The organism is Blastococcus sp. SYSU DS0828, from assembly GCF_054050975.1.
This window is the reverse complement of record NZ_JBJHAK010000015.1, coordinates 1-23,055: the sequence shown is the minus strand read 5'-3', so window position 1 is coordinate 23,055 and position 23,055 is coordinate 1. Positions and strand designations below refer to the sequence as shown.

Sequence of the window (23,055 nt, the reverse complement as noted above, 5' to 3'; positions counted from 1 at the left end):
CGGCCCGACGTGCCTGACACGTTCCCGCGGGAACGCGTCGCGGGCACCGGAGCTCACCCCGGCGCACGGTGACGGCCGACCGTGCGGGGGCGACGGCCCCAGCGGCTCCTGGGCGGAGGGCCCAGCCGGTGCCGACACGTCGGCTCGTCGACGAGTCGACATGTCGTCGGCGATCGTGCTCAGGACGGCGTCAGGCCGGACTGCTGGGCAGGGGGGCCGTCGGGGGCCGGTGCGAGCGGGTCGGCGTCGGCGGCGGCGCGCTCAGGACGAGGCGACGCGGTCCAGGATCGCCGCGGCCAGCTGCTCGGGCGCCTGCTCGGGGACCCAGTGCGTGATCCCGGGCAGCTCGACGAACCGGTAGTCGCCGGTCACGAACTCCTCGCACGCCTGCGCGGCCGTGCGGCCGATCGCGACGTCGGCGTCGCTCCACACGTAGGTGGTAGGCACCTCGATCTTGTCCACGCGGATGTCCGAGCTCATCGCGCGGTACCAGTTCAGCGCCGCGGTCAGCGCGCCCGGCGCCGACAGCGCCGCCACGTACTCGTCCGCGGCCTCGGGGGAGACGCCGGTCTCGCCGTCGGCGCCCAGCAGCATCCGGCGCAGCCGCCGCGCGTCGTCGGCCAGCAGCACCTCCTCCGCCTTGCCCGGCTGCCAGAACAGCCGGATGTAGGCCGAGCGCTCCTTCTGCTCCGGGTCGATCCGGAAGGCCGCGGTGTACGCCGCCGGGTGCGGCACCGACACGGCGGTCAGCGACCGCACCCTGTCGCTGTGCCACGCGGCCAGCGTCCACGCCACGTTGGCACCCCAGTCGTGGCCCACCACGTCGGCCACCGGAAGCTCCAGCGCCGTCATGAGGTCCGCCGTCACCTGCGCCAGATTCTGCATGGCGTAAGCCCCCACCTCGGCGGGCCGCGCGCCGGGGGAGTAGCCCAGCTGGTCCGGCGCGTAGGTGCGCAGACCTGCCTGGGTGAGCAGCGGCGTCACCGCGGCCCAGGACGCCGACGTCTGCGGGAAGCCGTGCAGGAGCAGCACCGGCCGGCCGTCCTCGGGTCCGTCGACGCGCACGTCGAAGGTCAGGTCGCCGACATCGGTCCGCAGCAGCTCTCCGGGCATGCCCCGGACGCTAGCCGGGCGGAGAGCGCTGCGCTGGCGGCACTACCGTCGACGCCGTGACCAGCGCCGAACGTGACTTCGTCCTCGACCACCTCGACGACCTGCACGCAGACCTCGACGCCTGGCTGCGCATCCCGTCCATCTCGGCCGACCCCGCGCACTCCCGCGACGTCGCCGCGAGCGCCACCTGGCTGGCCGACGCGCTGCGCCGGGTCGGCTTCCCGACCGTCGAGATCTGGCCGACCGCCGGCGCGCCGGCCGTCTTCGCCGAGTGGCCCAGCGCTGACACCGGTGCGCCGGTCGCCCTGGTCTACGGCCACCACGACGTGCAGCCGGTCGACCCGCTGGAGCTCTGGGAGCACCCGCCGTTCGAGCCCACCCGGGTCGAGGGCCCCGACGGCCCCGAGCTGCACGCCCGCGGGGCCATCGACGACAAGGGCAACGTCGCCTTCCACCTGCTCGGCATCCGCGCCCACCTGGCGGCGACCGGCCGCGACACCCCCGCCGTCACGGTGAAGCTGCTGATCGAGGGCGAGGAGGAGTCCGGATCCCCGCACTTCGAGGCCCTGCTCCGGGAGAAGGCCGACCGGCTCGCCTGCGACGTCGTCGTCGTCAGCGACACCGGTATGGCCGCACCCGACGTGCCCAGTGCCGTGACCGCGATGCGCGGGCTGGCCGACGCCGAGATCACCCTGCGCGGCCCGGCGGTGGACCTGCACTCCGGGTCGTTCGGCGGCGCCGTGCCCAACCCGTTGCACGCCATGGCCGAGCTGATCGCGAAGCTGCACGACGACCAGGGCCGGGTGACCATCCCCGGCTTCTACGACGAGGTGCGGCCGCTGTCGGACCGCGAGCGCGAGCTGATGGGCCGGGTGCCCTTCGACGAGCAGGCCTGGCTGGCCGGCCCGGCCGCCTCGCGCGCGACCTACGGCGAGGCCGGCTTCAGCACCCTGGAGCGCACCGGCGCCCGCCCGACCGCGGAGGTCAACGGCATGTGGGGCGGGTACACCGGCCCCGGCCACAAGACGATCATCCCGGCCGAGGCGCACGCCAAGGTGACCTTCCGGCTCGTCTCCGACCAGCGGCCGGAGGACGTCGGCCCGCGGCTGCGCGCCTGGGTGGCGGCCAACGTCCCGGCCGGCATCGAGGCCGAGGTGCACACGCCGCCGGGCGGCGTCGCCCCGTGCGCGAGCGACCTGGACTCCCCGTACATGGACGCGCTGCTGACCGCCATCGGCCAGGCCTTCGACCGCGATCCGGCCGACGTGCTCTTCACCCGCGAGGGAGGCAGCGGCCCCGAGGCGGCGATCGTCGAGGCGCTCGGTGCGCCGCTGCTGTTCCTCGGCGCGGGCCTGCCCACCGACCGCATCCACTCGCCGAACGAGCGGGTGCTGCTGCCGATGCTGTACCGCGGCGCGGAGGCGGCGGCGCACCTGTGGCGGGAGCTGGCCGCGGCGCCGCGGCGCTGAGGACCTGACGGCATTCCCGCGGGAACGCCGTCACCGCGTTCCCGGGAGGTCGTCCGGGAGCGTGCCGACGACGACGGTCGCGCCGAGGTCCTCGTCGGTCACCAGCCGGGGCAGCAGGCCGCCGCGGGTGACGACGTCGACCGCCGCCTGCGCCTGCCCCTCGCCGCACTCGAACAGCAGCGTCCCACCCGGCGCCAGCCACTCCGCCGCCCGGGCCGCGACCCGGCGGGCGAGCGCCAGCCCGTCCGCGCCGCCGTCGAGGGCGGTCCGCGGTTCGTGGTCGCGGGCCTCCGGCGGGAGGAGCCCGAGGGCGCCGGTCGGCACGTAGGGCACGTTCGCGGTGAGGACGGCGACCCGGCCGCGGAGCCCCGCCGGCAGCGCGTCGAACAGGTCGCCTTCGTGCACGGGCACCCCGGGAAGGTTGTCCCGGGCGCAGGCCGCGGCGGCGGGGTCGAGGTCGGCCGCGTGCAGCTGGATGCCCGGCACGGCCGCCGCGAGCGCGGCGCCGACCGCTCCCGTACCGCAGCACAGGTCGACGACGACGGCGCCCGGGCGGGCGAACGGCAGGGCCGCGCGGACCACCAGCTCGGTCCGGCGGCGCGGGACGAAGACCCCCGGCGCGACGGTGATCCGCAGCCCGCAGAACTCCGCCCAGCCCAGCAGCACCTCCAGGGGCGTCCCCGCCACCCGTCGCTCGACCAGCCGCGCCAGGTCGGCGGCGTCGCCGGCCGCGGATACGAGCAGGGCCGTCTCCTCCTCGGCGAAGACGCAGCCGACGGCCCGCAGCCGGGCCACGACCGCCGGGTCGGGCGCGGTTCCGGCGGGGTGCACGGCGGCCTCCTTCGACGGCGCGGGCGACGGTGCCGCCGCGGGCCACGCCCTTACGCTGAGCCCGTGACCGGAGTGGGCCAGGAAGCGGCGCCGGGCTGGTATCCGGACCCGGGTGGCGCCCCCGGCATGGTGCGCTGGTGGAGCGGCAGCGCGTGGTCCGACGTCATGATGCCCGCCGGCCCCGGGGTCGAGGTGCACCGGGCCGCCGCGCGGACCGCGGCTCCGCGGCCCCCGGAGCCGGTGGCCCCTGCGGCGCCCGTCGCCCCCGCCGGGGCCCGGTCGCGGATCCGGCGATGGGTCGCCGCGGGCGCCGTCCTGGTGCTCCTCGTGGCCGCCGTCGTCACCGTGCTGTCGCTGGGCTCGGGCGGGGACGGCGGCACCACCGCCGCTCCCGCGCAGCAGCCCGGTGCGGCCCCCGCGCCGGCACCCGGCCAGGCGTTCCCGCCGGGCACGGTACGGATCATCGACGAGGCCGCCGGCATCTCCTACCCGTACCTGGGCGAGGGCTGGCGGGAGTTCGACCTGGGCCGGCAGCTGGAGACGACCACGACCGCCGGGCAGTACTTCACGACGCAGGAAGCCACGCCCGACGGCGGGATCTTCATCTCCCAGTGCACCTCCGGGCCGGTGGCCGACGGATACGGGTGGGCGGGTCCCTCGACCCTGCAGAGCACGGTGACGACGCTGGCCGCCAGCGTCCGCGCCAACTACTACCCGTGGCCGAACACGATCGAGATCCGGCGCGACGAGCCCCGGACCGTCGACGGGCGTGCCGCCCACCTCGTCGAGTTCCAGCTGGCGTGGGACGTCGAGGGCTACGACGCCTCGGGGGAGCGGGCGGCGCTGCTGCTGATCGACGTCGGCCGGCCGGCCCCGGCGCTGCTCTACGTCTCCATCCCCAACACCCACGCCGAGCTGTACGGCGTCATCGACCGGGTCCTCGGCGCCGTCGAGGTGTTGGAGTGACGAGCTGTGCGGGCGACCGACGAGCGGAGCCCGGAGGGTTCCGGAGGAGGAACGCGGCAGCAGGGGCTCACCAGGGATGGGGACGGCAACTGGCCGCGGTGTCACCCGGAGGGTGACGTCGTCGTAGGGTCGGGCGCGTGACTGCGGCTGGTACCGAACTGACCCTGCGGCACCCGATCGAACGGTTCACGCTGGACAACGGCCTGCGGGTGGTCCTCGCCCCCGACCGCAGCGTGCCGGTGGTGGCGGTGAGCGTCTACTACGACGTCGGGATGCGCAACGAACCCGAGGGGCGCACCGGCTTCGCCCACCTCTTCGAGCACATGATGTTCCAGGGGTCGGCCAACGTCGCGAAGATGGAGCACGCGCGGCTGGTGCAGGCCGCCGGTGGCACGTTCAACGGGTCCACCCACCAGGACTACACGAACTACTTCCAGGCGCTGCCCGCCGAGGCGCTCGAGCGCGCCCTCTTCCTCGAGGCCGACCGCATGGCGGCGCCGGCGATCACCGAGGAGAACCTCCGGAACCAGATCGACGTGGTGAAGGAGGAGATCCGGGTCAACGTGCTCAACCGCCCCTACGGCGCCTTCCCGTGGCTGCAGCTGCCGCAGGTCGCCTTCGAGACCTTCGCCAACACCCATGACGGCTATGGCTCCTTCGTCGACCTGGAGTCCTCCACGGTCGCCGACGCCACCGACTTCTTCGAGAAGTACTACGCGCCGGGCAACGCCGTGCTGTGCATCGGCGGCGACCTCGACGTCGCCGCGACCGAGGAGCTGGTCCGCCGCTGGTTCGGCCCCATCCCCGGCCGGCACGTCCCGCCCTTGCCGGCCACCGGGGAGCCGTCCCCCACGACGGTGCGCTCCGCGGTGATCGAGGACCCCCTGGCGCCGGCGCCCGCGCTCGCCCTGGGCTGGCGGGTGCCCGACCCGGTCGGTGACTTCGACACCTACCTGGGCAGCGTGCTGCTGGCCGAGGTGCTCAGCGAGGGCGACGCCTCCCGGCTGGAGCGCCGGCTGGTCCACGACGACCGGATCGCCATCGCGCAGAGCAGCTACGTGGGCCTGTTCGGCGACCCCTTCGACGTCCGCGACGCGACCCTGCTCACCACGCAGGTGCACCACCCGGCCGCCGTGCCGGCCGAGCGCGTGATGGCCGCCGTGCACGAGGAGGTGGCGCGCATCGCCGACGAGGGCGTCGACGCGGACGAGCTGCGCCGGGTGCAGGCCCGCATCGAGGCGCAGCTGCTCCAGCAGGCCGACTCGGTGCTCGGGCGCACCCTCGCCTTCGCCGCGGCCGAGCTCGTCCACGGGCGCGCGGAGCTCGCCGGCGAGCTCGCCGCCCGCCTCGCGGCGGTGACCCCCGAGGCGGTGCAGGGAGCCGCCCGCGGGCTCGATCCGGGCACCGCCGCGGTGCTGGAGCTGCGACCTGCTGGAGGTACCCGATGACCGCACCCGAGCAGGTCTCGCTGATCCCGCCGCTGGGCGAGCCGCGCCCGCAGCCGGCGCCGGTGGCCGAGGAGACCACGCTGCCCAACGGGCTCCGGGTCGTCGTGGTCCCGCGCCCCGGGGTGCCCCTGGTCGAGCTCCGGCTGCGGGTGCCGTTCGCCGCGCCCAACACCCGCAACGCCGGCGTGCACGCGGCGCGCGGCGCCGTCCTCTCCGGGGCGGTGCTGCTCGGGACGCAGCGGCACGACCAGGCCGAGGTCGCCCAGCTGCTGCAGAGCCACGGCGCCGAGCTGTCGGTGAGCACCGACGCCGACCGGCTCATCTTCGGCACCACCCTGCTGCCCGGCGGTCTCGGCCCCGTCCTCGAGCTGCTCGCCGAGCTGCTCACCGGCGCCAGCTACCCGGCCGGCCGGGTGGACGGCGAGCGGGACCGGCTGGCCGAGCGGATCGCGATCGCCCGCACGCAGCCGGGCATGATCGCCCGCTCGGCGCTGGCCGCCCGCCGGTACGGCAGCCACCCGTACGCCATCCAGCTGCCCGACGCCGAGCTGGTCTCCGCCGTCCGCGCTCCGGCGCTGCGGCGGCTGCACCGCGAGCGGGTCCTGCCCGCGGGCAGCACCCTCGTCCTCGTCGGCGACCTGGACCCCGCGGCCGCGACCGACACCGCCGCCGCGGCGCTCGAGGCGTGGACCGGCAGCGGCAAGGCGGTGGAGACCCCGCCGGTCGCCGAGCAGCCGGCGCACGGCATCCAGCTCGTGCACCGGTCCGGCGCGGTGCAGTCGAACCTGCGGCTGGGCGGCCCGGCCCCCAGCCGGACCGACCCCGACCTCCCGGCGGCACGGCTGGCGGCGATGGTCTACGGCGGGTACTTCTCCTCCCGGCTGGTGGAGAACATCCGCGAGCGGCGCGGTTACAGCTACAGCCCGCGCAGCGCCATCGACCACCAGCGCGCGGCGTCGTCGTTCCTGGTCGAGGCCGACGTGGCCACCGAGGTGACCGGGCCGGCCCTGCTCGAGACGCTCTACGAGCTCGGGCGGATGGCGCTGACCCCGGTGACCGAGGCGGAGCTGGACGCCGCCCGCCGCTACGTCCTCGGCAGCATGGCGCTGTCCACTTCCACCCACGCCGGCCTGGCCAGCACGCTGTCGGCGCTGCTCGGCGTGGGGCTGCCGGCGGACTGGCTGAGCACCCACCAGCGCGACCTCACCGAGGTCACCGTGGAGCAGGTGCAGGCCGCGGCCGCGCGCTACCTGGCGCCCGAGGCGCTCACCGCCGTCGTCGTGGGCGACGCGGACCGCGTGGCCGCCGAGCTGGGCGCCCTGGCGCCGGTCACCGTCACCGGGGGCGGCGAGCAGGCGTGACCGCCGGCGGCGGCGACGGCCCCCTGCTGTCCCGGGTCGCGCACGACCGGGCGCACCTCGCCCGGGTGCTGCCCGACCCCACCGGCGGCCGGCCGGTGCGGGTGCTCACCGTCGACGCCGCCCGGACGGTGCCGGTGGCCGAAGGCCCCGACGGCCCCCGCCTGGTCTGGGACGAGCGGCCGGAGCTGCCGGCGGGCGCGGTCTTCCTCGGCGAGGCCGACGGCGTCCCGTACGCGGCGGTGCGCGGGGAACGGGCGCTGACCGTCAACGGCCGGCCGGTCGACCGCTGGGCCGGGCTGCGCGACGTCGGTGCGGAGCTCGGCGACCTGGACGCCGGCCTGCTGGCGGAGGCCGTCGGCATCCTGGAGTGGCACGAACGGCACCGGTTCAGCCCGCTCACCGGCGCCCCGACGACGGTCGAGCGGGCCGGCTGGACGCAGCGCGACCCCACCACCGGGACCGAGTTCTTCCCGCGGGTCGACCCCGCGGTGATCATGCTCGTCCACGACGGCGGCGACCGCGTGGTGCTCGGCCGGCAGGCGACCTGGCCGCCGGGCCGGTTCTCCATCCTCGCCGGCTTCGTCGAGCCGGGGGAGTCCGCCGAGGCGGCCGTCGCCCGCGAGGTCGAGGAGGAGGTCGGGCTCCGCGTCAGCGACGTCCGCTACGTCGCCAGCCAGCCCTGGCCGTTCCCGCAGTCGCTCATGCTCGGGTTCGTGGCCCGCGCCGACGGCGACCAGGACCTCAGGCTCGATCCGCACGAGATCGAGGAGGCCCGCTGGTTCACCCGCGACGAGCTCCGGGCGCCCGGCGGGCAGCTGGCGGTGCCGCCGTCGATCTCCATCGCCCGGCACATCCTCGACCGTTGGCTGCGCGGCGAGCTCTAGGCACCCCAGCGACCGCCGAGCACGAGCGCGGGGCGGTCGGCGTGGTCGGCCAGCACCACGGCGTCGGCCAGCGCCACGGGATCGACCTCGTCGTCGTAGCGGTCGAAGGCCGGGAGCGCCCAGGCCGCCTCCGACGGGGTCCTGCGTCGCCGCGCGGCGGGCGTCACCCGCAGGTGCACCACGACGTCGAAGGCCAGGCCGACCCCCTGCAGCAGGGCGCCCGCCACCAGCAGCACGCCGCCGGCGGGTGCCGGACGGCGCGGCGCCCGGGCGGCCCGGTCGCGCTCCAGGTCCCACAGGACCGGCAGGTACTCCCCGGAGCCCCCCGGCCCGACCGGACCCAGCACCTCGCGGGCGAGCGCGCCGGCGTCCAGCCAGTCGGTGTAGCGGGCGTCGGGATCGGTGCGCCCGTGCTCCAGCCGCAGCGACGCCGGCCGGTAGAACCCGGTGGCGGGGACGACGACGGCGGCCCGGCTCAGCGTCGGCAGGCGATCGGCGATCGAGCGCGCCAGGTCCTCCGGCTCCGCCAGCTCGGGGCCGTCGACGGCCACGCGCAGCGCGGTGGCGCCCGGCTCGGCGGGGAGCTCCGCCAGCAGCTCGGCCAGGCGGTCGGCGAGGGCGCCGGGGGACAGCGGCTCCGGTCGGGTCAGGAGCGGCCGTCCGCAGTGGTCACGGCGTCGGGCCGCACCGGCTCGACGCGCGGCGGCGGCGGGGGCACCGGCGCAGGCGCGGACGACGCGGTGCCTCCCGGTCCACCGGCGGGGGCGACGGCATCGGGCGCCAGGCTCGCGAGGACCTCGCGGGCGAGCTCGACCACGGGACGGCCCTGCGTGCGCGCCTCCCGGCGCAGCCCCTCGAACACCGTCCGCGGGCTGGCGCCCTGCCGTTCGGCCAGCACCCCGATCGCCCGCTCCGTGGACACCCGGGCGGCGAGCGCGTGCTCGAGCTGGGCGACGGTGCGCTGCAGGGCAGCGATCCGCACGTCGACCGGGTCGGCGTCACCGAGTGGCGTCACCGGGCCGCGGGCCGAGCGCCGGGCGGAGCGGTCGGGCTCGGGCAGACCGCCCATCTCGTCGGCCACCAGGTCGGCCAGGGTCATCCCCTCGACGAGGTCGTCGACGGGGTCACCGCCGACCGGATCGCCGTCGAGCGGGACGACCACCCACCCGCGCCCCGACCTGGTCAGGGCGACCCGCGGCCGGTCACCGGCCCCAGGGACGGCCGAGACCTCGGGGCGGGGCGGCGCATCGGGGGACACGTGCCCGTCGAGTTCGTCGGAGGGCCTGGGGCCGGGGACCACGGGTGCTCACGCCTCCGGTAGCTGTCCGAGCTGGGCCTTCACCGCGTCGATGCTCGGGTTGGTCAACGCGGTGCCGTCGGAGAAGACCAGCGTGGGCACCGTCCGGTTGCCGCCGTTGGCCTGCATGACCAGGTCCGCCGCCTGGGGATCGGTCTCGATGTCCACCTCGGCGAACTCGATGCCCTCGCGCTGCATCAGCTTCTTCAACCGCACGCAGTAGCCGCACCACGTGGTGGTGTACATCGTGACGGCAGCGCCGGGGGTCGTGGTCATCGCGGGGAGTCTCCCTGTTCGTGCCGGGTCGGTCCAGCCCCGTGGCGGGGTGGCGGTGGTGCGTGGGTCCCAACGTGGTGCTCCTGGGGATCCTTCCCGCCGTCCGTCGCTGCCGGCTGGGAGGATCGTCGCCGGGGGCCGTCGGCTCCCGGGTACGAGTCGGGTGAGGAACGGGGAGGGACGCCGGCGATGGCGCACGCGGACGCGGAGGCCGTGCTCGACGGCCTCGACGACGAGCAGCGTGCGGCGGCGCAGGCGGTGTCGGGGCCGGTCTGCATCCTCGCCGGTGCCGGCACCGGGAAGACGCGCACGATCACCCACCGGATCGCCTACGGCGTGCACACCGGCACCTACGTCCCCGAGCAGGTGCTCGCGGTCACCTTCACCGCGCGGGCGGCGGGTGAGCTGCGCGCCCGCCTGGCCGCCCTCGACGTGGGCGGGGTGCAGGCGCGCACCTTCCACGCCGCGGCGATGCGGCAGCTGAGGTACTTCGCCCCCCGGGTGCTCGGCGGCCCGATGCCCGGGCTGATCGAGAACAAGCTGCGGGTGGTGGCCTCCGCCGCTACGCGCAACCGGCTCACCACCGACCGGACGAGCCTGCGGGACCTCGCGAGCGAGATCGAGTGGGCCAAGACCACGCTGGCGACGCCGGAGGACTACCCGGCCCGCGCGCAGGCGGCCGGCCGCGAGGCTCCGTTCGAGCCCGCCGCCGTCGCCGCCGTCTACGCCAGCTATGAGCAGGCCAAGCAGCGCGACGGCGCCCTCGACTTCGAGGACCTGCTGCTGGTCACCGCCTACGCGCTCGAGGAGCACCCGGACGTCGCCCGCCAGGTCCGGGGCCAGTACCGGCACTTCGTCGTCGACGAGTACCAGGACGTCAACCCGCTGCAGCAGCGGCTGCTCGACGCCTGGCTCGGAGGGCGGGCCGAGATCTGCGTGGTCGGCGACCCGAACCAGACCATCTACTCCTTCACCGGCGCCGACCCCGACTACCTGCTCGGCTTCGCCGACCGGTATCCCGACGCGGCCGTGGTCAAGCTCGAGCGCGACTACCGGTCGACCCCGCAGGTCGTCGGGCTGGCCAACCGGCTGATCGGCCAGGCGCCTCCGCGCAAGGGCCTGCCCGGGCTTCGCCTGCTCGGCCAGCGGCCGCAGGGCCCGGAGCCGACGTTCGTCGAGCACCCCGACGAGCCGGCCGAGGCGGCGGCGGTCGCGGCGCGCTGCAAGGCCCTCATCGACGACGGCACGCCCGCCGCCGAGATCGCCGTGCTGTTCCGGATCAACGCGCAGTCCCAGGTGTACGAGTCCGCGCTCGCCGACGCGGGCGTGCCCTACGTCCTCAAGGGCGGGGAGCGCTTCTTCGAGCGGCCCGAGGTCCGGGAGGCGGTGCTGCTGCTGCGCGGGGCGGCCGCCGGGGGCAACGAGCCGGGCATGCTCGTGCCCGCCGTCCGCGACGTGCTGGCCTCCACCGGCTGGGTGGAGCACCGCCCGCCGGCCGGGGGCGCGGCGCGCGACCGCTGGCAGTCCCTCGCCGCGCTGGTCGACCTCGCCGTCGACCTGGTCGCCGAGAACCCCTCGCTCGACCTCGCCGGCTTCGTCACCCACCTCGCCGAGCGGGCCGACGCCCAGCACGCACCGACCGTCCAGGGCGTCACCCTCGCCTCGATGCACGCCGCCAAGGGCCTGGAGTGGGACGTCGTCTTCGTCGTCGGACTGGTCGACGGCGTGCTGCCGATCGCCCAGTCGCTGAGCCGTCCGGTGGCGGTGGAGGAGGAGCGCCGGCTGCTGTACGTGGCGGTCACCCGCGCCCGCGAGCAGCTGACCCTGTCCTGGTCGCTGGCCCGCAACCCGGGCGGCCGGCGCTCCCGGCCGCGGAGCCGGTTCCTCGAGGGGCTGGCGCCGGGCTCCGGGCCGACCGCGCCCCCGGCCCGGCGCCCCGCCAAGCGCCCCAAGGTGGTCCTGGAGGGCGAGGCCGGGGAGCTGTTCGAGCGGCTGCGCGCCTGGCGCAGCCAGGCGGCCCAGTCAGCCTCGGTGCCGGCCTACGTCGTCTTCTCCGACGCCACCCTGCAGGCCATTGCGGAGAGCCGGCCGGCCAGCCTCCGCGAGCTGTCCGGGTTGCCCGGGATCGGCGCCCGGAAGCTGGAGCTCTACGGCGAGGACGTGCTGGCCACCGTCACCGGCTGAGGCGGTGAGGGAGCGGTCGCCGAGGGCGACGGCAGGCGGTTCCGAGACCGGTGGGGACACCGTCCGGAGGGATCGTCGTTAATTCGATTGACCCGGAATCCGGGCGGTCATAGTGTCCCGTTCCACACGAGCTGCGCCCCGTAGCGCGCCCGGCCGACCGGCCGGGCGCGGAGAGAGGAAGGAGGGGGCATCCCGATGACCATCATCACTTCGATCACCGCTGCCTCCGCCGACCTCCTCGGCCTGGGCGGCATCGACACGCGTACGGGGGGCCTGGTCATGGCTGGTCCCGCCGCTCAGCACGAGGGCACCGGTCTGTCCTCCGCCGGCTGCGTCGGCGGCGAGTGGGCCGTCGGCACGCCGTTCGCGGCCGCCGCCCTCGACCGGCGCCCGAAGTCGCTCCGCGCTGTCGAGCGCCCCTTCGCGCCCACCTACCTGCCCACGAACGACGGCACCACCCTCGGGATCCGTTCCCCCGGGAGACCGCTGAGCTAGCCGCTCACCGGACCTCCTCGAGGCCGCGGAACCCGAACCCCGGGATCCGCGGCCTTTTTCTTTCCTCCGCGGCGCCCGGCCCCGACTTCGGTCGGCGGGCCCCCGCCGGCCGTACCCGACGAGTACGAGGAGGAGCGGCAGTGCAGCAGACGATCGACCGCCCGACGTCCCACCGCCGGCCCGGGCTCTCCCGGACCGGAGGCCCCGTCCCGCGGCGACCCCGTCCGTCCCTGCCCCCCGCCCCGGTCCGGCGCCCCCTGCCGTGCCGGGTGGAGGACCCCGAGCTGTGGTTCGCCGAGAGCCCGGCACAGCTGGAGCTCGCCAAGAGCTTCTGCGGCGACTGCCCGGTCCGGGAGGCGTGCCTGGCCGGCGCGCTCTCGCGCGCCGAGCCGTGGGGCGTCTGGGGCGGCGAGATCTTCGACCGGGGCGCCGTGATCGCCCGCAAGCGGCCACGTGGCCGACCCCGGAAGGTCGTCGCGGCGTGAGCCCGCGGTCATCCGGGTCCGGTAACCACACCACCAGCAGTTCCGTGCTCCCGTGGGGGAGCCGATCAGAGGAATCAGCCATGTACATGCTCGAGCACGAGATGGCCTGCAGCCGCATGACCGAGCTGCAGGCCGAGGCGATGGCCGTCTCGCGCGCCCGTCGTCTCTACCTGGCACGGCGGGCCGCCCGTCGCGCCGAGCGCGCGGTCCGCCGGGCCGCCCGCGCCAGCGCCGCCGTCTACTAGAAGGACCCCGTCCTCCTCACCCCTCGCACGCTCGGGGTGAGCCTCGGGACGGGGCCGCCGTCCTGCTCACCCCTCGCACGCTCGGGGTGAGCCTCGGGACGGGGCCGCCGTCCTGCTCACCCCTCGCACGCTCGGGGTGAGCCTCGGGACGGGGCTGCCGTCCTCCTCACCCCTCGCACGCTCGGGGTGAGCCTCGGGACGGCGCCGGCGGTCCTCCGGACCGCACCGCCACCACGAGCCGTCCCGGCGCCGTGGGGCCGGCGGTGCGGTCCGGAAACCGTCCCCCCGCGTCGGTCGGGGGTCTCAGTCGGCGAAGCCGGGGAGCCACTCCTCGAGGACGGCCCGCCAGTCGGCCGCGGCATCCAGCTGGCAGAGCACCCCGATCGATCCGATCGAGACCCGGTGGATCAGCAGGTACGCCGGTGGCAGGTTCAACTGCCTGCCCAGCCGGTTGGCCTCCGTCCGCGGATCGGCGATCCGCGTGGCCTGCTCCTGCATCCAGGCGCGGGTGAAGTGGAAGTGCCGCCCGGCGATGGGCTCCAGGAGGGGGAGCAGGTAGTCGAGCACCGCCTCGGGGTCGACGTGCACCCCCGGCCGCACGAAGCCCTCCGCGCGCAGATCGGCCAGCACCTCCGCCGCACGGCCGGCCAGGGCCCAGCGCAGCAGCCGCCCGATCGGCTCGGGGTGGCCGTCGGGGAGCCGGGCGATGGCCCCGAAGTCGATGACCCCGAGGCGGCCGTCGGGCACGAGCCGGAAGTTGCCCGGGTGCGGGTCGGCGTGCAGCAGCCCGGCGCGCTGCGGCGCGGAGAAGTGCAGCGTCGCCAGCAGCCGGCCGGCGCGGTCCCGCTCCTCACGGTTCCCCGAGGTGATGACCCGGGACAGCGGCGTGCCCTCGAGCCACTCGGAGACGATGACCTTGGGTGCGCTGGCCACCACCCGCGGGACCGCGATGTCGGCGTCCCCGGCGTAGGCGGCGGCGAACGCCCGCTGCGCGTCGGCCTCCAGGCCGTAGTCCAGCTCTTCCACCACGCGCGCCTTCAGCTCGGCGATCAGCGGCTTCACGTCCAGCCCGGGGAAGACGGCGGCGAACAGCCGGGCGAACCGGGCCAGCTGGTTCAGGTCGCTCATCAGCGCCGTCGCCGCGCCCGGGTACTGGATCTTCACCGCCACGTCGCGGCCGTCCCGCCACGTCGCCCGGTGCACCTGGCCGATGCTCGCCGCCGCGGCCGGGGCGTCGTCGAAGTCGGCGAAGCGCTGGCGCCACGAGCCGCCCAGCTGCTGCGCGAGGACCGCGTGCACGGTCCGCACGGGCATCGGCGGCGCCTCCTCCTGCAGCTTGGTGAGGGCCTCGCGGTACGGCGCGGCCATCTCCTCGGGCACCGCCGCCTCGAACACCGACAGGGTCTGGCCCAGCTTCATGGCGCCGCCCTTGAGCTGCCCCAGCACCGCGAACAGCTGCTCGGCGGTGCGCTGCTGCAGCTCGGCGTTCACCGTGTCCGCGGACTGCCCCGACAGACGCCTGCCCAGGCCCATGGTCGCGCGGCCCGCGGCGCCCAGGGGGAGGGAGGCCAGGCGCGCGGTCCGCGCGACCGACCCCCGGGGCATGGCCGGTCGCTCGTCACTCACACGTCCTCCTCGCCGGCGTCTGGTCGGAGCGGCGCCGTGTCGTGTCCGGTGAGCCCGTGAGCTCGCTCAGCGGCCATTGTCGCCCGACGAACCGGGATCCCGCCGGGAGGGCGTCCCTCGCCGTCCGTGGAGTCGGTCTCCCCGCCCGCCGCCGCGCCGCAGCCGCAGGACGGGTGCGGCGGCCATCGGCGCAGGCGGGGCAGCAGGTCGGGTGGGCGCAGCTCCACGGTGGCGTCCAGGGTGACCGGTGCACCGCGTCCGTCGACGCAGGCGAGCACCTGACCGGCCGCCAGCAGCGCGGTCAGCAGGCAGGTGAGCGTGTCCCCGCTGGCGGGCGGCTCCGCGGCGGTCAGCTGGGCCGCCAACCGGGGCCAGCGCGGATCGGCGTCGCGCCGGTGGAGGTCGCCGCAGCGCAGGCAGCTGGTGGCACCCGGGATCACCAGCGGCCCGACGACGCCCGTCTCACCGCGCACCGTGGCCACCAGGTGCGGTCCCGGCACGGCGGGGACCAGGGGGTCCGATGCGTCCCAGGGGCGGGTGAGGACGACGACGTCGGGCCGCAGCCCCGCCGGGAGGGGCCCGAGATCGGTCTGCGGGCTGGCCCGGCGGACGGCGTCCGCCGCCGCGACGGCGCGGGGTCGCCCCTCGTCGGCGGCGGTCAGGCCGCCGACCATCGCGTCTGCGGCGGTGACCACGCCCGCGTCCCGCACCACGACGCGGCCGATCCCGCTCGCGGCCAGGACAGCGGCCAGCGGGGTGCCCACACGTGTCGCACCCTCGACCACCACGGTGGCTCGCCGCCTGGTCCGCCAGCCGGCCGTTCCCGGGGTGGAGCCGGCCGCCGGCAGCTCGACCGCCGCGCGGGCGGCGGCGGCCGGACCGGGACCGATCGCGAGCAGATCGGCCGGGTCCAGCTGCCGCACCAGGCCCGCCGAGGTGAGCGCGTCGAGGGCTGCGTCCACGAGGCCGGGCGCCAGGCCCGCGCGGGCGGCCTCGGCCCGGACGACCCGCCGCGATCGACGCCCGTCGAGCGCGCGGAGCAGCGGAGCGAGCCCCGCGGCCGGGTGGAGGAGCAGCCCGTCGGTGGAGTCGACCCCGCCGATCTGGACGCCCTCGTCGTCACCGACGAGCAGCGGCGTCGCCGCCGGGAGGAGGGGATGGGCGTTGTCGCTCACCCCGGCAGGGTGGCAGCTGCGCGGCGGCGGCGCGCTCGTCGTCCACAGGGCCGGAAAGGACGACGACGGCGGCGCCCCTTCCCGGAACGCCGCCGACCGCAACTGCCTGGAACGGCCACCCTCCAGGGGCCCGCGCCGAGCCTGAGAGGTGCGGGGAGGAGGGTGGTCCTTCTAGGCCTTGCCGAGGATCCGGTTCATCTTGGTGCCGCAGACGGGGCAGGTGCCCTGCGCCATCCGGCGGCCGGACTCGCTGACCTTGACCTCACCGTCGAAGTCGCGCTTCTCCTTGCACTTCACGCAATAGCCGTTGTAGCTCTCCGCCACGGGATCTCCTCGTCTCCGGGGTGCCGCGGCTCGCACGCCGGGCACCGTTGGGCGAGCACGCTACCCGTGCCCGGTGGTCGCCATCCCCGTCGGCGGCCGCCCGGCGGCGAGTTCCCCGGCGGTCGGGGGCCCTCCCTTCCCCACAGCTGTGGACGACGCTGTGGATGCCATGGGGACGGCATGGCGTGTCCCTGTGCGGAACCGAGGGAGGGGCCGGGGACGGATCGCCCGCGGTGACCCCCGCCGCCCCGCCGACCAGCACAGACGTCCCCGTACGGGTGTGGACGCCCGCGTCCGGCCACCGTGGTCACCGGCTGGAGCGGCGGCGATGTCCACCGTCCGTGCGACCTGCACCCGAGCGGGTGTCTCCGCGCAGGCGCCACGCCGAGGCGGTGTCCTACGGTCTTCCCGTGCCCCGAACGCCCCCTGACGCGAGCGCCCTGCCTGGACCGGGGGACGGCGACGTCGTGGAGGTCCGGCGCAGCAGCCGTCGGCGGCGCACGGTGACCGCCTACCGGGAGATGGGCCGGACCGTGGTGCTCATCCCGGCGGCCTTCAGCCCGGCCGAGGAGCAGCGCTGGGTCGCCCAGATGGTCGCCAAGCTCCGCACGCGCGAGGAGCGCCGCAAGCGCTCCCTCGGTGGTGACGCCGAGCTCCTGGCGCGGGCGCGGGCGCTGTCGGCGGCGCACCTCGACGGCCTCGCCGAACCGGCGAGCGTGCGCTGGGTGGACAACCAGCACCGGCGCTGGGGGTCCTGCACCCCGGCCGACCGCACCATCCGCCTGTCGAGCCGGTTGCGCTCCATGCCGGAGTACGTCGTCGACTACGTGCTGGTGCACGAGCTGGTGCACCTGCTCGAGCCGGGTCACGACGAGCGCTTCTGGGCGCTCGTCGCCCGGTACCCCCGCGCGGAGCGCGCCCGCGGCTTCCTGGAGGGCGTCGAGCTGGCGGCTACCGCAGGCGCGGCGGGAGCCGAGCCGCCGCTCGACGTCGACGGCTGAGCCGGCTACCCCTGGCCGCCCGGCTCGCGCCGGTCCTCGCCCTCCTCGGGGTCGGAGCCCCTCTCGGTGTCGGAGCTCCCTTCGGCGTCGGACGCGCGGTCCGGAGCCCGCTCCGCGTCGTCGGCGGTCAGCGCGGCGAGCTCGTCGTCGAGGCCCTGACGGGCGACGAAGTCCAGCGGCTCGTCCAGGTCCTCCGAGGTCGGCAGGAGGTCCGGGTGCGACCACAGCCGGTCCCGCTCCGCGCTGCCGTGCTGCTGCCCCATGGCGCCCCAGACCGTGGCCGCGTCGCGCAGCCGGCGGGGACGCAGCTGCAGCCCGACCAGGGTGGCGAAGGTCTGCTCCGCCGGCCCACCGGAGGCCCGTCGGCGGCGCATCGTCTCGGCGAGAGCGTCGTGCCCGGGCAGCCGGTCGCCCGCCGCGGCGGCGACCACGGTGTCCACCCAGCCCTCGACCAGGGCCAGGAGCGTCTCGAGACGGCGCAGCGCCATCTGCTGCTCGGGCGTCTCCTCGGGCTCGAGCACGCCGCTGCCGAGGAGGCGCTGGATGCTCTCCGGGTCGCTGGGGTCCAGCCCCGCGCCCATGCCGCCGGACATCGCCTCGTTGATGCCCCGCTCGATCGCCTCGCGGTCGATGGTGATGCCGCGGGCGTAGGCGTGCACGGCGTCCTGGAGCTGCTGGCGCAGCCAGGGGACGTGGGCGAACAGCCGCTGGGAGGCCGCCTCGCGCAGCGCCACGAAGAGCCGGACCTCGTCGGCCGGGCGGTCGAGCCCCTCGGCGAACGTGGCCAGGTTCTGCGGCACGAGCACGCCGGTGCCGGCCGGCGCCAGCGGCAGCCCGACGTCGGTGCTGGTGAGCACCTCGCCGGCGAGCGTGCCGAGGGCCTGCCCCACCTGGGCGCCGAACATCAGCCCGCCCATGCGGCCCATGATCCCGGCGACCGGCCCGAAGGACATGGCCGCCTCCTGCGGCAACGCGCTGGTCATCGCCGCCACCACGCGCTCGGCCAGCGGATCGATGAGCGCAGCCCACGCCGGCTGGGTCTGCTCGACCCACTCCACCCGCGACCACGCGGCGGTGCGCTCGATCCCCGACGGCAGCTCGGTCACCTGGTCGAGCCACAGGTCGGCCAGCCGGAGCGCCTCGGCGGTCGCGGAGCGCTCCTGCTCCGACGACGGCTGGTGCCCGGCCGCCAGCTGGCTGATCGCCCCTTGCCGGGCCAGGTCCCAGTTGACCGGGCCCCCCGACCAGTTCATGAGCTTCTGCAGCTCGGCGAACAGCGGCATCTTGCCGAGCACGTCCTCGGGCGACCCGCCGCCGGCCATGCCGCCGAAGAGGGCGCCGAGGCCGAACGGGTCGCCGCCCTGGTCACCGCCCTTGCCGGGCTCCCGGCGCTCGGGGTCGCGGTCGGGCAGGCCGAAGCCGAACGGGTGGTCGCTCATGCGTCCACGGTAGACGCGTGATCTTCGGCCGTGGGGCGGGATCGCGTTCGCCAGGAGCGCACCAGGTCGCGCGGGCGCCCCGCCGGCGCGCGGTGGGGGACGGCCGGAGGGCTCCCACCGGCCCCGCTGCCGCGGGCTCGCGACGCGCCCCGGCGACGGGGCCCTAAGCTCGCCGGTCGTGACCCGTCGGATCGCCGTCCTCAGTGTCGGCGCCGTTCTCCTGCTGCTGTTCGGCGTGCTCGGCACGAGCGTGCCGGTGCCCTACGTGGCACAGGTCCCCGGCCCGACGTTCGACACGCTCGGGGAGGTCGACGGCGAGCCGATCATCGCCGTGGAGGGCAGGGAGCGCAACGAGGTCGAGGGCGACCTCACCCTCACCACCGTCGGGGTCAGCCGTGGCGGGCTGAGCCTCGTGCAGGCCGTGCGCGGCTGGTTCGACGACGAGGTCAGCGTCGTCCCCGAGGAGTCCGTCTACCCGCCCGACCGCACCGAGGAGGAGACCCGGCAGGTCAACCGCCAGGCCTTCCTCACCTCGGAGCAGGCGGCCGAGAGCGTCGCCCTGGGCGAGCTCGGCTACCCGCAGAAGGTGGTCGTGCGGGAGGTCCCCGAGGGCTCGCCGTCGCAGGGGCTGCTCGAGGAGGGCGACGCGATCGAGTCGGTCGACGGGCAGCCGGTGCCCGACTCGGAGGTCCTGACCGACGTCCTCGCCGGCATCCCGCCCGGGACGCCGGTCACGGTCGGCTACACGCGGCTGGGCGAGCCGGGTACCGCGACGGTCACCACCCAGGCGGCCGAGGAGCGGGAGGGCTCGCGGCTGGGCGTCAGCGTGCTCGACCAGCCGTCCGCGCCGTTCGACGTGGACATCCAGGTGGCCGATGTCGGCGGCCCGTCGGCCGGGCTCATGCTCACCCTCGGCATCCTGGACCTGGTGGGCGAGGAGGATCTGACCGGCGGCGCGGTCATAGCCGGCACCGGGACGATCGACCTGGCGGGGAACGTGGGACCGATCGGCGGTGTCCCGCTGAAGATGGTGTCCGCCCGCGACATCGGCGCCGAGCTGTTCCTGGTCCCCGCCGACAACTGCGCCGAGGCGCTGGCCGCTCCCGACACCGGCGTCCCACTGGCCCGGGTCGCCACCCTCGACGACGCGCTGGCGGCCCTTGCCGACGTGCGCGCCGGCCGGACACCGGAGAGCTGCTGACCCGAGCTCACACGGCGCCGACGCGCCCCCACCGGGAACCCCGCGCCGTCCGGTGCGTTGTCCTGGGGGCCGGGTCCGCCCGGCGCCGCACCACCCGACCCCACGGTCGATCGTCGCGTGGCCGAGAGACCACGCCTGCAAGTGAAGGAGACCGCTCGTGGCCATGCGGCCCCCCGTGCCGGTGCCGACGCTGTCCCGGCGCGCGAAGCTGGTCATCGGTGCCATCGCCGTGCTGCTGGTGCTGTTCACCGCCGTCGGCACCCTCACCAACGTCTACGTCGACTACCTGTGGTTCGACGAGACCGGGTACACCGAGGTCTTCTGGACCGAGCTGCAGTCACGCGTGCTGCTGTTCGCCGTCGCCGGCGTGGCGACCGGCGGGCTCACCGCGCTGGCCGTGTACCTGGCCTACCGGTTCCGGCCCACCTTCCGGCCGATGTCGCTCGAGCAGCAGAACCTGGAGCGCTACCGCCAGTCGCTGGAGCCGCGGCGCGGCCTCGTGCTGACCGGCATCGCCGTCGTCCTCGGCCTGTTCGCGGGGTTCACCGCGCAGAGCAGCTGGGAGACGTGGCTGTCGTTCCGCAACAGCACCGACTTCGGCCGGACCGATCCCCAGTTCGGCATCGACCTGTCGTTCTTCGTCTTCGACTACCCCTTCTACCGGCTGCTGCTCGGTTTCGGGTTCGCGATCGTCATCCTGGCGCTCATCGGCTCGCTGCTGACGCAGTACGTGTTCGGCGGGCTGCGGCTGCAGACGCCCGGGCAGAAGCTGACCGCCGCGGCGCGGGTGCAGCTGTCGGTGCTGCTGGGCTTCTTCCTCGCCCTCAAGGCCGTCGCCTACTGGCTGGACCGCTACGGGCTGGTCTACTCCAACCGCGGTGGCGTCTTCACCGGTGCCAGCTACACCGACGTCAACGCGCTGCTGACGCCCAAGACGATCCTGGTCTTCGTGGCGGCCGTGTGTGCCCTGGCGTTCTTCGCCAACATCGTCGTCCGCAACTTCCTGCTGCCGGCCGCGGCCCTCGTGCTGCTCCTGGTCTCCAGCCTGGTCATCGGCGTGGCCTACCCGGCGATCGTCCAGCAGTTCGTCGTCAACCCGAGCGCCAACGAGAAGGAAGCCGACTACATCGAGCGGGCCATCCAGTCGACCCGGGAGGCCTACGGTCTCGACGACATCGACTACGTCCAGTACGCGCAGGAGACCACCGGCAACGAGGTGGACCCCGACGTCGCGCTGGCCGAGCTGCGGAACGACACCGAGACCATCCCGAACGCCCGGCTGCTCGACCCGAACGTCCTGACCGACACGTTCACGGCCCGCCAGCAGATCCGGAACGTGTACGGCTTCCCCGAGAAGCTCGACATCGACCGCTACACCATCGACGGCGAGACCGGGGACTACGTCGTGGCGGTGCGCGAGCTGGACAGCGCCGGGCTGTCGGAGAACCAGAGCACCTGGATCAACCGGCACACCGTCTACACCCATGGGCACGGCTTCGTCGCCGCTCCGGCGAACGAGGTCGTGGCCGGCTCCGAGGGCGGCGAGCCGAACTTCACCACCGGCGACCTGCCGACCCGGGGGAACATCCCGGTCGAGCAGAGCCGGATCTACTACGGCGAGCTGATCCAGGACTACTCGGTGGTCGGGGCTCCGGAGGGCAGCGCGCCGCGGGAGTTCGACCTGCCGGAGGGCGGATCCGAGGATCGGCAGATCAACAACACCTACGACGGCGAGGGCGGTGTCTCGGTCGGCAGCTTCTTCCGGCAGCTGACGTACGCGATCTACTACCGCGAGCGCAACTTCCTGCTCTCCAGCGCGGTGAACGAGGAGTCGAAGGTCCTCTACGTCCGGGACCCGCGCGAACGCGTGGAGAAGGCGGCGCCCTTCCTGGAGGTCGACGGCGACCCGTACCCCGCGGTGATCGACGGCCGGGTGACCTGGATCCTCGACGCCTACACGACGTCGGACTCCTATCCCTACTCCGAGCAGATGCAGCTCGGCGAGGCGGTGGCGGACGCGCTCACCGGCACCGGGACGACCGCGCTGCCGAACGAGACGGTGAACTACATCCGCAACTCGGTGAAGGCCACCGTCGACGCCTACGACGGCACGGTGACGCTGTACGCCTGGGAGGAGGAGGACCCGGTCCTCCAGACCTTCATGAAGGCGTTCCCCGGCGTGGTCGAGCCGAGGAGCGAGATGAGCGACGAACTGATCAGCCACGTCCGGTACCCGGAGGACCTGTTCAAGGTGCAGCGGGACATCCTGACCCGCTACCACGTCGATGACCCGATCGCCTTCTACGAGGGCAGCGACCGGTGGCAGATCCCCGACGACCCGACGCGGAACATCGAGGAGAACCAGCCGCCGTACTACATCCTGGCCCAGCGACCAGGTGACGACGAGGCGACGTTCCAGCTGACCAGTGCGCTGAACGCCTTCCAACGGGAGAACCTGTCGGCGTTCGTCTCGGCGTCGAGTGCGCCGGAGACCTACGGCGCACTCCAGGTGCTGCAGCTACCCGGCAACACTCCGTTCCGGGGTCCCGGGCAGGTGCAGAACGCGTTCATCACGAACAACCAGGTGCGGCCCGACCTCACGCTGTTCGACAGCCAGAACTCCGCTGCCGTGTTCGGCAACCTGCTGACGCTGCCGATCGGTGACGCCGGGTTGCTCTACGTGGAGCCGCTCTACGTGGAGAGCACCGGGGAGGGCGGCTTCCCGCTGCTGCAGCGGGTGCTGGTCAACTTCGGTGACCGCATCGGCTACGCCAACACCCTTTCCGAGGCGCTGGACCAGGTGTTCGGCGACGGCGCAGGGGTGGTCGCGTCCGACGCCGACGGGGTGCCGACCGAGGCGGAGCAGGGGGAGGACAACCCCGGCGTGGAGCAGCCGGCCGATCCCACCGACGTGCCGATCCCGCCGGACGGCACGGACGGTCTGCCGGCCACGCCGGACATGGAGCAGGCCGTCCAGGACATCAACGCCGCGCTCGAGGCGTTGGCCACCGCCCAGCGGTCCGGTGACTTCGCCGCCCAGGGGCAGGCGCTGGCCGACCTGCAGGAGGCCGTGACGGCCTACCAGCAGGCCCAGCAGGCGGCGACCGGAGGCGGGTGACCGCTGGCCCGCGGGGGGGGGGGGGGGGGGGGGGGGGGGGGGGCGCCCCCCCCGCCCCCGGCGCGGCGTGGGTCGAGATCGTCCTGAGGCTCGCCTTCGAGATCACCACGTTAGTCA

General features: G+C 75.0%; 21 protein-coding genes. 12 read left to right on the top strand and 9 right to left on the bottom strand.

Annotated features, from left to right (window positions below):
- Window positions 1–261: 261 nt before the first annotated feature.
- On the bottom strand, window positions 262–1,113 hold the full coding sequence (locus ACI79Q_RS13075) for an alpha/beta fold hydrolase (RefSeq protein ID WP_456614815.1): 852 nt from the start codon (window positions 1,111–1,113) through the stop codon (window positions 262–264).
- Between the two features lie 56 nt (window positions 1,114–1,169).
- On the opposite strand from ACI79Q_RS13075, the gene ACI79Q_RS13070 reads away from it, so the two are divergent.
- Window positions 1,170–2,582 carry a M20/M25/M40 family metallo-hydrolase gene (locus ACI79Q_RS13070; protein ID WP_456589889.1) on the top strand — a complete coding sequence of 471 codons (1,413 nt, stop codon included), beginning with the start codon at window positions 1,170–1,172 and terminating at the stop codon, window positions 2,580–2,582.
- A 30-nt stretch (window positions 2,583–2,612) separates the two neighbouring features.
- Here the strand turns inward: ACI79Q_RS13070 and ACI79Q_RS13065 are convergent, their stop codons facing one another.
- Window positions 2,613–3,413 (bottom strand): putative protein N(5)-glutamine methyltransferase, encoded by an 801-nt coding sequence (locus ACI79Q_RS13065; RefSeq protein ID WP_456589888.1) that lies wholly within the window; start codon window positions 3,411–3,413, stop codon window positions 2,613–2,615.
- A 63-nt stretch (window positions 3,414–3,476) separates the two neighbouring features.
- Between ACI79Q_RS13065 and ACI79Q_RS13060 the strand changes: the two genes are divergently transcribed.
- The 4 genes from ACI79Q_RS13060 (at window position 3,477) to nudC (ending at window position 8,072) form a co-directional block, all read left to right on the top strand.
- Window positions 3,477–4,379, top strand: a complete 903-nt coding sequence (locus ACI79Q_RS13060; RefSeq protein ID WP_456589887.1) for a DUF2510 domain-containing protein — start codon at window positions 3,477–3,479, stop codon at window positions 4,377–4,379.
- Window positions 4,380–4,516: 137 nt separating this feature from the next.
- Window positions 4,517–5,827 (top strand): M16 family metallopeptidase, encoded by a 1,311-nt coding sequence (locus ACI79Q_RS13055; protein WP_456589886.1) that lies wholly within the window; start codon window positions 4,517–4,519, stop codon window positions 5,825–5,827.
- Entirely contained in the window at window positions 5,824–7,188 is a 1,365-nt protein-coding gene (locus ACI79Q_RS13050; RefSeq protein WP_456614814.1) for a M16 family metallopeptidase, read from the top strand. Before ACI79Q_RS13055 ends, ACI79Q_RS13050 begins: the two co-directional genes overlap by 4 nt.
- Window positions 7,185–8,072, top strand: coding sequence for an NAD(+) diphosphatase (nudC, locus tag ACI79Q_RS13045; RefSeq protein WP_456589884.1), 888 nt, complete (start codon window positions 7,185–7,187; stop codon window positions 8,070–8,072). Before ACI79Q_RS13050 ends, nudC begins: the two co-directional genes overlap by 4 nt.
- Here nudC and ACI79Q_RS13040 read toward each other — a convergent pair.
- From ACI79Q_RS13040 to ACI79Q_RS13030, 3 genes are all read right to left on the bottom strand, one after another.
- A complete protein-coding gene (locus tag ACI79Q_RS13040) occupies window positions 8,069–8,623 on the bottom strand; it encodes a uridine kinase (protein ID WP_456614813.1) in 555 nt (184 codons plus the stop codon). The genes nudC and ACI79Q_RS13040 overlap by 4 nt on opposite strands.
- 95 nt (window positions 8,624–8,718) lie before the next feature.
- Window positions 8,719–9,234 (bottom strand): ANTAR domain-containing protein, encoded by a 516-nt coding sequence (locus ACI79Q_RS13035; RefSeq protein WP_456614812.1) that lies wholly within the window; start codon window positions 9,232–9,234, stop codon window positions 8,719–8,721.
- Between the two features lie 144 nt (window positions 9,235–9,378).
- Window positions 9,379–9,645: a mycoredoxin gene (locus ACI79Q_RS13030; RefSeq protein WP_456589881.1), complete on the bottom strand. Its 267-nt coding sequence runs from the start codon at window positions 9,643–9,645 to the stop codon at window positions 9,379–9,381.
- Between the two features lie 189 nt (window positions 9,646–9,834).
- Between ACI79Q_RS13030 and ACI79Q_RS13025 the strand changes: the two genes are divergently transcribed.
- From ACI79Q_RS13025 to ACI79Q_RS13010, 4 genes are all read left to right on the top strand, one after another.
- On the top strand, window positions 9,835–11,829 hold the full coding sequence (locus ACI79Q_RS13025; protein ID WP_456589880.1) for an ATP-dependent helicase: 1,995 nt from the start codon (window positions 9,835–9,837) through the stop codon (window positions 11,827–11,829).
- Between the two features lie 195 nt (window positions 11,830–12,024).
- Window positions 12,025–12,324, top strand: coding sequence for a hypothetical protein (locus ACI79Q_RS13020; protein WP_456614811.1), 300 nt, complete (start codon window positions 12,025–12,027; stop codon window positions 12,322–12,324).
- Between the two features lie 269 nt (window positions 12,325–12,593).
- Window positions 12,594–12,809 carry a WhiB family transcriptional regulator gene (locus tag ACI79Q_RS13015; RefSeq protein WP_456589878.1) on the top strand — a complete coding sequence of 72 codons (216 nt, stop codon included), beginning with the start codon at window positions 12,594–12,596 and terminating at the stop codon, window positions 12,807–12,809.
- Between the two features lie 80 nt (window positions 12,810–12,889).
- The gene (locus ACI79Q_RS13010; protein WP_456589877.1) at window positions 12,890–13,054 is read left to right on the top strand and encodes a hypothetical protein; all 165 of its coding nucleotides are present in this window, start codon (window positions 12,890–12,892) and stop codon (window positions 13,052–13,054) included.
- Between the two features lie 303 nt (window positions 13,055–13,357).
- On the opposite strand, the gene ACI79Q_RS13005 is transcribed toward ACI79Q_RS13010, so the two are convergent.
- The 3 genes from ACI79Q_RS13005 to ACI79Q_RS12995 form a co-directional block, all read right to left on the bottom strand.
- Window positions 13,358–14,680 (bottom strand): ABC1 kinase family protein, encoded by a 1,323-nt coding sequence (locus ACI79Q_RS13005; protein WP_456613778.1) that lies wholly within the window; start codon window positions 14,678–14,680, stop codon window positions 13,358–13,360.
- A complete protein-coding gene (locus ACI79Q_RS13000; protein WP_456614810.1) occupies window positions 14,677–15,855 on the bottom strand; it encodes a ThiF family adenylyltransferase in 1,179 nt (392 codons plus the stop codon). The genes ACI79Q_RS13005 and ACI79Q_RS13000 overlap by 4 nt, the downstream gene beginning before the upstream one ends.
- Before the next feature lie 171 nt (window positions 15,856–16,026).
- Entirely contained in the window at window positions 16,027–16,152 is a 126-nt protein-coding gene (locus tag ACI79Q_RS12995) for a DUF5679 domain-containing protein (protein WP_456613777.1), read from the bottom strand.
- A 437-nt stretch (window positions 16,153–16,589) separates the two neighbouring features.
- Between ACI79Q_RS12995 and ACI79Q_RS12990 the strand changes: the two genes are divergently transcribed.
- Entirely contained in the window at window positions 16,590–17,180 is a 591-nt protein-coding gene (locus ACI79Q_RS12990) for a M48 metallopeptidase family protein (protein WP_456589874.1), read from the top strand.
- 5 nt (window positions 17,181–17,185) lie between these two features.
- Here ACI79Q_RS12990 and ACI79Q_RS12985 read toward each other — a convergent pair whose 3' ends face one another.
- Window positions 17,186–18,619: a zinc-dependent metalloprotease gene (locus ACI79Q_RS12985; protein ID WP_456589873.1), complete on the bottom strand. Its 1,434-nt coding sequence runs from the start codon at window positions 18,617–18,619 to the stop codon at window positions 17,186–17,188.
- 178 nt (window positions 18,620–18,797) lie between these two features.
- On the opposite strand from ACI79Q_RS12985, the gene ACI79Q_RS12980 reads away from it, so the two are divergent.
- Together ACI79Q_RS12980 and ACI79Q_RS12975 are read left to right on the top strand one after the other, a co-directional pair.
- Complete coding sequence (locus ACI79Q_RS12980) at window positions 18,798–19,820, top strand: YlbL family protein (protein ID WP_456597127.1); 1,023 nt, start codon at window positions 18,798–18,800, stop codon at window positions 19,818–19,820.
- Between the two features lie 163 nt (window positions 19,821–19,983).
- Window positions 19,984–22,938, top strand: a complete 2,955-nt coding sequence (locus tag ACI79Q_RS12975) for a UPF0182 family membrane protein (RefSeq protein WP_456589958.1) — start codon at window positions 19,984–19,986, stop codon at window positions 22,936–22,938.
- The last annotated feature ends 117 nt before the right edge of the window (window positions 22,939–23,055 follow it).